Origin of the sequence: Campylobacter sp. 2018MI13, from assembly GCF_018501135.1 — a bacterium.
Taxonomy (GTDB): Bacteria; Campylobacterota; Campylobacteria; order Campylobacterales; family Campylobacteraceae; genus Campylobacter_E.
The window spans coordinates 1-429 of the sequence record NZ_JAHCZC010000248.1 but is presented as its reverse complement, the minus strand read 5'-3'; the positions used below and the strand labels follow the sequence as shown (position 1 = coordinate 429).

The following is a 429-nucleotide window of genomic DNA, read 5'->3' as shown; positions in this document are numbered from 1 at the left end:
TCCGACGGCCTTATTATTAATGAGTATTTTCAGGGCAACCGCACTCCGTACACTGACTCGAAAGCTCGCGGCATTATCTGGGGTCTATCCCTTATGCACACTCCGGCGCATTTCTACCACGCTATTCAGGAATCGGTCTGCTATGGCACGGCCCACAACCTGCGCGCCCTGAAGGCCGCTGGATTTGAGGCAGACCGCATGGTCGCCTGTGGTGGCGCCACGAAGAGCCGTGATTGGATACAGATGCACGCCGATGTACCTGGTGTGCCGATCGTGCTCACTGAGGTCGGGGACGCTGTGGTGCTCGGTACCTGCATGGTAGCTGCTGTCGGCGCTGGCTTGTTCAAGGATCTCCCCGAGGCGGCCACACAGATGGTCCACGAGATTGACTTCATTGAGCCGGACCAGGAGCGTCACGAGGAATATCAA

1 protein-coding gene is annotated in these 429 nt (G+C 57.8%); it reads left to right on the top strand.

Annotated elements, in window-relative coordinates; genetic code table 11:
- The coding region (locus KJQ99_RS11405; protein ID WP_250325702.1) for an FGGY-family carbohydrate kinase at positions 1 to 429 on the top strand (429 nt) is incomplete at both ends.